Origin of the sequence: Streptomyces sp. NPDC001843, assembly GCF_042891955.1 — a bacterium.
GTDB lineage: Bacteria > Actinomycetota > Actinomycetes > Streptomycetales > Streptomycetaceae > Streptomyces.
Genome location: NZ_JBIATQ010000038.1, coordinates 1 through 7,518, shown reverse-complemented (window position 1 = coordinate 7,518; position 7,518 = coordinate 1). Strand labels below are relative to the sequence as shown.

General features: G+C 67.0%; 9 protein-coding genes and 2 pseudogenes. 9 read left to right on the top strand and 2 right to left on the bottom strand.

Translation table 11 applies throughout. From position 1 onward, the window contains the following. Window positions 1-184: 184 nt before the first annotated feature. The 9 genes and pseudogenes from ACFYZQ_RS40190 to ACFYZQ_RS40150 form a co-directional block, all read left to right on the top strand. Window positions 185-312: pseudogene (locus tag ACFYZQ_RS40190) on the top strand (XRE family transcriptional regulator); the annotation flags it as partial. A 273-nt stretch (window positions 313-585) separates the two neighbouring features. Then, window positions 586-1,842 (top strand): AAA family ATPase, encoded by a 1,257-nt coding sequence (locus tag ACFYZQ_RS40185; protein ID WP_389159257.1) that lies wholly within the window; start codon window positions 586-588, stop codon window positions 1,840-1,842. Further along, window positions 1,839-2,888, top strand: a complete 1,050-nt coding sequence (locus ACFYZQ_RS40180; RefSeq protein WP_389159255.1) for a ParB/RepB/Spo0J family partition protein — start codon at window positions 1,839-1,841, stop codon at window positions 2,886-2,888. The genes ACFYZQ_RS40185 and ACFYZQ_RS40180 overlap by 4 nt, the downstream gene beginning before the upstream one ends. A 684-nt stretch (window positions 2,889-3,572) precedes the next feature. Continuing rightward, window positions 3,573-4,025 carry a MarR family transcriptional regulator gene (locus ACFYZQ_RS40175; protein WP_389159254.1) on the top strand — a complete coding sequence of 151 codons (453 nt, stop codon included), beginning with the start codon at window positions 3,573-3,575 and terminating at the stop codon, window positions 4,023-4,025. Window positions 4,026-4,039: 14 nt separating this feature from the next. After that, window positions 4,040-4,330: a replication initiation protein, RepL2 gene (locus ACFYZQ_RS40170; protein WP_389159259.1), complete on the top strand. Its 291-nt coding sequence runs from the start codon at window positions 4,040-4,042 to the stop codon at window positions 4,328-4,330. A 119-nt stretch (window positions 4,331-4,449) separates the two neighbouring features. Further along, a complete protein-coding gene (locus tag ACFYZQ_RS40165; protein WP_389159252.1) occupies window positions 4,450-4,689 on the top strand; it encodes a hypothetical protein in 240 nt (79 codons plus the stop codon). After that, a complete protein-coding gene (locus tag ACFYZQ_RS40160; RefSeq protein ID WP_389159251.1) occupies window positions 4,689-5,069 on the top strand; it encodes a fic family toxin-antitoxin system, toxin component in 381 nt (126 codons plus the stop codon). The genes ACFYZQ_RS40165 and ACFYZQ_RS40160 overlap by 1 nt, the downstream gene beginning before the upstream one ends. Before the next feature lie 295 nt (window positions 5,070-5,364). Continuing rightward, a pseudogene (locus ACFYZQ_RS40155) lies at window positions 5,365-5,538 on the top strand (CGNR zinc finger domain-containing protein); the annotation flags it as partial. A 236-nt stretch (window positions 5,539-5,774) separates the two neighbouring features. Further along, a complete protein-coding gene (locus ACFYZQ_RS40150; RefSeq protein ID WP_389159249.1) occupies window positions 5,775-6,161 on the top strand; it encodes a transposase in 387 nt (128 codons plus the stop codon). A gap of 10 nt (window positions 6,162-6,171) precedes the next feature. Here ACFYZQ_RS40150 and ACFYZQ_RS40145 read toward each other — a convergent pair whose 3' ends face one another. Beyond that, window positions 6,172-6,570 (bottom strand): hypothetical protein, encoded by a 399-nt coding sequence (locus ACFYZQ_RS40145; RefSeq protein WP_389159247.1) that lies wholly within the window; start codon window positions 6,568-6,570, stop codon window positions 6,172-6,174. 88 nt (window positions 6,571-6,658) lie between these two features. After that, window positions 6,659-6,808, bottom strand: a complete 150-nt coding sequence (locus ACFYZQ_RS40140) for a hypothetical protein (RefSeq protein WP_389159245.1) — start codon at window positions 6,806-6,808, stop codon at window positions 6,659-6,661. Between the last annotated feature and the right edge of the window lie 710 nt (window positions 6,809-7,518).

Below are 7,518 nucleotides of genomic sequence, written 5' to 3'. Positions count from 1 at the left end.
ACCAGATGGCCGAACAGCTCGACACCGCCGCCGAACGACAAGGCAAGGGCGACCTCGCCGCCCTCCTGGCAGGCGGCGACACCTGGACCGTCATCTGACCGCACCGACCTGCAACGTCTCCGGCGGTGCGCACGACGACGGGGAGCGGGAGGGCGAGACGGTCGATGTTGGGGACACTCTCGACGTGGCCGTCGCCGAGCATTTCACCCGCCCGCTCCCGAAGTCAGCGCAGGATCAGGTGCGTTCCTGGTGCGGCAGTTGAAGGGCACTAGGCCGGTGTCCGTGCTGCTGGGCGCCTCGCAGCGCACGGTGTCGACCCGGGCCCGCTTCGGTTTCACGGCCGCCCCCGGCTGCGGGACATCCAGGCCGAGGGCCCCAGTCGGCTCTGTTACGCCGTCTCCGCCGCGCTCCAAGCCCTCCGTGCCCATTACGGCGTAATAGGCAGTCAAGCCCCTCCCCACCCCCTGCCGACCTATTACGCCGTAATGGACTCCACCCCACCCCTGGACGCGCCGCCCCAGCAAACTTTCCCTTACTAACGCGTCAATGGCAGCTATGGATCATGGACGTTAGTAAGGTATCCCCATGAGTTCTCCAGCCACCTCCAGCGACCGCGAGAAGGTCGTGTCCAAGCTGCCGGGATGGCTCCGGCAGGACCTCAAAGTCAGAGCCGCCCAGCACGGCCTCGAGATCCAGAGCGCGGTCGAGCAGGGCATCGCTGCCTGGTGCGACCTCGCGTCCGCACTGGAAACCGTCGACACCTCCGGCGCCGACTCCTTCTCCACCTTCCTCCCCCAGGGTCAGTGGGACGCCTTCAAGCAGACCGCGGCCGACCGTGGGGTATCCCTCATCCAGGGCCTCGCCCAGTCCGTCAAGCTCTGGCTCGACACCAACCCCGCCCCCGACGTCGTACGCCCGGCCGTCACCCGGCGCATCATCGTCTGCAATCAGAAGGGCGGCGTAGGCAAGACCGCCATCACCGCCGGAACCGGCGAGGCAATGGCCGAGGACCCCAACAAGCTTTATCCGGTCCGTGTCGCCAAGCAGCTCGTAGCCGCCCTCCGCGCCGGCGAGACCGACCAGGGGCTCACCGACACTCCCCTGGACGTTGAGAGCCTCCCCGGCCTCGGCCTGCGCGTCCTCCTGGTCGACTTTGACCCCCAGAGCCACCTCACCAACCAACTCGGTGCCGCCCCCCTGCCGATGAACGGCGACAGCCTCACCAACCACATGGCGGGTGATCCCAAGGGCGATCTGCGTGATCTGGTCGTCTCCATCGACGAGGACAACTTTGGCGGCCGGCTGCACCTGTTGCCCGGGTGCAATGACGCCTTCCTTCTCGATGTACGCCTCTCCGCGGTACGAGCCCGGGAAGCCGCCCTCGAGCGGGCCCTCGCTCCGCTGGAGCCCTATTACGACGTAATACTCATCGACTGCCCGCCCAGCCTCGGCCTGAGCATGGACGCCGCCGCCTACTACGGGCGCCGCCGGGACAACGAGAAGCCCGGCCAGTCCGGCGCCCTCATCGTTGTCCAGGCCGAGGACAGTTCAGCCGACGCCTACGAACTCCTCACCACCCAGATCGAGGACCTCCGCACCGACCTATCCCTCGAGATCGACTACCTGGGCATCGTCGTCAACCTCTACGACGGCCGCCGCGGCTACATCGCGACCTCTTCCCTGCAGGGCTGGGTGGACATAAAGGATCCCCGTGTCGTGGGCCTCATCGGTGACCTGAAGGAGCAGAAGGAAGCAGTTCGTGTGAAGCAACCGCTGCTGTCGTACGCCCCCAAGTCCCAGCAGGCGGTCAGCATGCGCGCCCTGGCCCGGGAGATCTCATGACCAAGAAGGCCGACCAGCTGGGCGCGGGCCGCTTCGGCAGCTCCGCCCGCCAGGTCAGCGCCCGTCGCGCAGCGGTCGCGGCGGCCACGGGCGTTCCCACGGACGGCGTGGCCCCGCCCACCGAACTCCCCACGGGACGCATCAGCCTGAATCCCGACAACCCCCGCTCCACCCTCGGTGACCTGACGGACCTCGCGGGCAGCCTGCGGACCCACGGCCAGAAGCAGGCGATCACGGTCATGAACCGCGACACCTACATCAAGGCCAATCCCGACCGCGAAGCCGACCTCGAGCCGGACACCCATTACGTCGTAATCGATGGCAGCAGCCGCCTGGCCGCGGCCAGGGAAGCCGGCCTGCCCACGGTCAAGGTCATGGTCAGCGACGACCAGGGCAGCACCTCCGAGGAACTCCTCGAATCGGCCCTGGTCGCCAACATCCACCGGCAAGACCTCGACGAGCTGGACGAGGCCAGGGCCCTCAACCGCCTCCTCGCCATCCACGGCAGCCAAACCGCCCTAGCCAAACGCCTCCACCGTTCCCAGGGCTGGGTCTCCCAACGCTTGGCCCTCCTTGGCCTCACACCCGAACTCCAGTCCCGCATCGGTCAGGAACCCATCGACATCCTGCGTGCGGTAGGCAACAAGCCGGCCGAACAGCAGGAGGCGTTCCTGGAGGAGTTGAAGGCTGAACGCGCCCGCAAGGAAGCCGAAAGGCCCGCCCAGAAACCGGGCAGGCGTCCGGCGGCCACGCCCGGGCCCGAGTCCCTCGCCCATTACGACGTAATGGAGAAGCCGGACACAGCACAACCAGAGCCGGAGGCATCGAAGGCGGAACAGACGGCGCCCAAGGCCCTCACGGCCCCCACCGTCCCTGAACCCCGCATCGACTCAGCAGCACTCCCCAAGCTCCCCTACGACGACGGCCCCTTCCTCGCCATGCACCTCATCCGCAAGATGACGGACACGGAGTTCGACAAGATGCTCCGCATCCTCAACGATCACCAGGCGCAACGTGCGTCCGCCGACCAGGAGTCCCAGGACTGACGCCGACGCTATTACGACGTAATAGCGCTCGATGCTCCCGCGTCCTGGCGCAGAACTCTTCAGCCGTTCGCCTGCGGGCCGTGCCGACTCCTGTTTCCTCGAACAAGCGTGGCTGCGCCCGGACCTGGTTGCTGGAAACACACGCGCGCCCCGTCGTACGGCGGACCCGCCGTCGTGGCTGACTTTCGTGGGTTGAGGTCGAAGCGGGGCAGCAGCGGGAACAGTACGAGCAGGACACCAGGCCTCCAGGACATCAGGACATCAGCCGATGACGGCGGGTTGAAGAAGTAAGAGAGCTCCGCGTCCAAAACCCTGCTGACCTGCGGGAACGCCACTCCCGACCCAGTTCCTCCGATCTGCCAGGCAGTTCCTGGAACAGCGGAGGCGGTTCCTGAGACAGCGGTGCCCGGTTGCCAGGATCGTGGTACCCAGTTCCCAGGAACCCGGCAGATTGACTTCACGTTCATCTGGACGGCTCGGGAAACCGCTCTTCCGCCGCCCTGGGGCGGCACTTGTGGCCAGACTTGAGGTGTGCTTGTGCCGCCTTAAAAAACGACATGAAGTCCGGCGACACGGCTGGACCAGCCGGGCTCATCAACCTCCTGTTCATGTACGTTAAGTTCATCAGGTCGGCCTGACGGCCGTCCGTCATGAACTCTCCAGCAACCGAGCACGGAGGCCCTCTTGGGAACAGCGCGCAGACTGCTGGACGCTGATACGGGTGAGATCGTCCCCTACGCGCCATACGCGTTCTCCGGTCGGCATACCCAGGTCGACAAGACACGGGTGGAGGCGATCACCGAGAGCAAGGCCTTCACGCCCAGCCAGAAGTTTCTTGTCCTGTGGTGGATCGGCGTCTCCCCGGAAGGCATGGAGCCGCTCAAGGCCACTGGCGCGGACATCGCCAAGCGGGTCGGCATGTCCACGGACGCCGTAGGCAAGATCAACCGGAAGCTGGCCAAGCACCGCATCCTGATCGTGCGCGGCCGCATCGGGAACTACAACTTCTACCGGATCAGCCCGTACATTGCGTTCCACGGAACGGGAATCGAGCAGCGGGAAGCCATCAAGACGTGCAACCCGCCAGACATTCCAGGTTTCGACGAGTCAACACCTGCACGGTGGGAGGCCAAGTGAACAACGTCAAGGACATGACCCTCCGCCTTCTCGAGCACACGGCCGGGCTGCCCGCGAACCAGCGTCTGATCCTCATGCTTTACGCAGCCCACCCCACGGACCGCGCAGGCACCGTGAGCAAGACCGCCGCCGAACTCGCCGAGACCCTCGGCATGTCTCCCACGGTCTTCTCCCGTACCCGCCGGCAGGTCGTCGAGGCAGGTTGGCTGGAGGAGTCGGAACGCCTCGGCCACATCCGCTACTACCGCCTGAGCCCCAAGGCCACCGGCGAAGAGGTCGTCGTTCCCCTCCGCCGAGCGACCTGACGACCCGCTCCCCGGACGTGGCTGATGAACATCAGGTCAATCAGCCACGTTCCTCAGGACGCCCCGGATGCACTCCTTGGGACTCCTCAGGCCTGGTAACAGTTGTTACCATGAGGGTCATGGCGAAACCGCAGCTTGGTGTACGAGTCGACCCCGAGGTCAAACAGCTCGCCCAGTCCCGCGCCCGGGACCTCGGCCTGGACCTGGGCGACTACATCACCCGCCTCGTCCGTGAGGACGCCGAAGGTCTGCGGGCCCGAGGTCTCGAGGCCGCCCGCCGTTTCCTCGACGAACACCAGCTCCTCTTCGACGAGGCCGAGGAAGCCGACGCGGGCGCACCGGGGGCGCACGCCGCGTAATGGACCTGCACATCGACGTCCCCTGGATCCTGCAGGTCGCCGAGCTCGCGGGTGCGGGTGACCCCGCCCCTGACGACTACGGCATCCCGGTGGCGGCGGTAGCCGCCCACAAGGCCGAGCTCCTTGAGCAACCCGTCTATGACGGCCCGTACGCCCGTGCCGCAGCCCTCATTCACATCCTGGGCCGCTGCCGTTGGCTGGAACGCTCCAACATGGCCGTGGCCGCCGCGACGGGCGTGATGTACCTCGAGGCTTCCGGCCTCCCGGTCAAACCCACCCGAGACGACGCGCTGGCCCTGCGAGACCTCCTGCGCGACCCCACCTGCACGGCCGCCCGCATCGCCGCCGTCCTCCGCTCCTGGCCAGCCATCACCTCATGACCACGGGCAGGGCTTGCACCTGCGTCTCGGAGTCGGAGGAGCGCATCACTGCCGTGCCGCAGCCGGTCAGCTCCCTTGTGGAGGCACAGTGGGACTGATCCGACGGCTTGTTGTCCTGCGGGGCGGGCAGTGCGGGTGGCCGACGGTAGCAGCCCATGAAGAGGCCGGCTCCAAGCAGCGCGACGAAGCCACCGGTCAGCAGTGTCGCCCGCCAGCCGAACTCCTCAGCGACGAGTGGGAGTACGGCCGAGGCGAGCGCCGCCCCCCAGCGGCAGCCCGGCCTGCCGGATACCCTTCCGCATTGCATCTGGCGGGCCGGGGCATGCACCGGCTGCGGCGCTGCGAGACGACCGAATGCGACACCGCCTTCGCCGACACCTCGCGCACCGGGCGACAGAGCTACTGCTCCCAGCGCTGCGCCAACCGCGACGCCGTCCGCAGACACCGGGCGCGAACCGCAGCCACCTGACCAGTTGACGGCACGAATCTAGAAGCCGTATCTCAACCGAGCATGGAACGTGCGGTTTGAACAGGTTTCCCGCCGGGGTGATCTTTCCGTTGTACACGCGTGGAGACAGTGCCTCTCGGTAGCTCGGGGATGCGAATCTGACCGAGCAGTGCGGGGAGGCTCTGGTGTCCTTGTTGTACGTGTCCGAGCCGGTCCAGTTCAACTCGGCTGCTCCATCGTGTGATTGCCTCGCACATGTGTACGACAACGCGGCCGACCATCCCGATCGGGTGCGCCGGTATCCGTCGGACATGACGGACGCGGAGTGGGCGGCTGTGCGGCCGTTGCTGCCGGTGCCTGCCTGGCTGAATGGGCGGGGTGGACGCCCCGAGGGCTACTGCCACCGCCAACTGCTGGACGCGGTCCGCTACGACGAGGGCCGGATGCGGGACATTAGCGTCGCCGTCTCCCCCTCCCACGCGGACGCGATCCTGGCTGCTCAGGAGTCCGGAACGACGGACATTTATCTGCACAAGCTGGTTGCTGAGGCCATCGCGGACGCCTATTTCCGTCAAGGCGGCGGCAGGTGTGCAGACGTGGAGGTGCAATTCAAGGACGTGGAGTGGCTGAACATCTCGTTTTAGCTGGACGGAATTAACGGCTGCGACAAAACCTGTCTACGGCTGTCGCGCCCACCACACGGCGGCCGGAAATCCGCCACCGTTTCCGCGACGATTGGGAGGCTCGTGTGAGCACCCCCGTTCCCCGCTCCCGTCGCCGTCTGCGCGTCCTGGCACCCGGCGCGGCCGCGCCCCGCCGGCCTGTCGACTGGGCGAAGGTCGGCCGCTGCTCGGTCCGCCGGCGCGCCACCGGCATGACCGCCACCGAAGCCGCGGCCGCGCTCCCGGTCTCCTTGTCGCGCAGAGCGTCCAGGATCTCGCGCTGCACGTCTCCGTTGCCCTCGAACCCATGCATCGGGTTCACGGAGATCAGCCCGCTGTCCACGCGCTGGATCATGTGCCAGCTCTCCAGGCGGCCGATCGCCCGGGTCACGTTCGACCGCTCCACGCCCAGCTTGTCAGTGATCTTCTGGCTGAGTGGCGCGCAGCCAGCCCTCACGCTGCCGGCCGATGCACCACAGCTAGACCGTGGACTGGATCGGCGACATGCCGTGCTGGGCGATGAGCACGGCCAGGACGTCGGCGAGGAAGTCGTTGGACACCACGCTGTAGCCGAAGCGTCCATACATGTCGTGCGGCGCGCGGTACGTGTACCGGACGCTGACGTCCATCTGCTGCACCGGCCGCTTACGGTGGGCGGCTTGATGTCCTGCCCAGCCGGGAGGACAGCGTCTCGCGGAAGGCGCTGTCGCCACCGGGCGGCACGGCGGCGATCCGGGCCTTGCCGCGGCTGGCGGCGTGGCGCTTTGGTGTCGACGCTGACACAACGGATTCGGGACGTGTTTTCTGGAAACCGGTCCTCACCAGCAGCGTTACGCACTTGCACAAGCAGGGTTGGCAGATGCGGTGTCGCTGTGCCACCCGGGACACATTTCCGCAGGTCAATGTGTCAGCGCCGACACATCACCTTCCGCAAAAGCCCAGTTCAGAGCCGGTCTTCTGTGAGGGCCCTCTTTTCCTTAAGACGCACGCGCGCGAGGGCGACACCAGGACCTCGGCCACCTGGGCGACCCCGCTGCCGACGGCACCAATCGCGACCAGCTGACGGTACGCCGGTACCCCGGACATCCAGGTCCGAGGCCGCCACCCGGTCCGTTGCATCCACTGCACCAGCGCGGGCCCCCGTCGGTCCCGCAAGCCGTCTCTCCCTCCGTCGATCTCCAGGCGGGAAGGTCCACGACTGCTCGGCGCCTGTAGGCGGCTTCATGTGGCCCCAGGGGCAAGGTTCCTGGCTGAGGAGGCTTCGCGTGCGGCTCCGTGGGTCGTGTGGACCGTAGGTGGCATCAGCGTTGCTGTGTCTCGGGTGGTACCGGCCGTGACG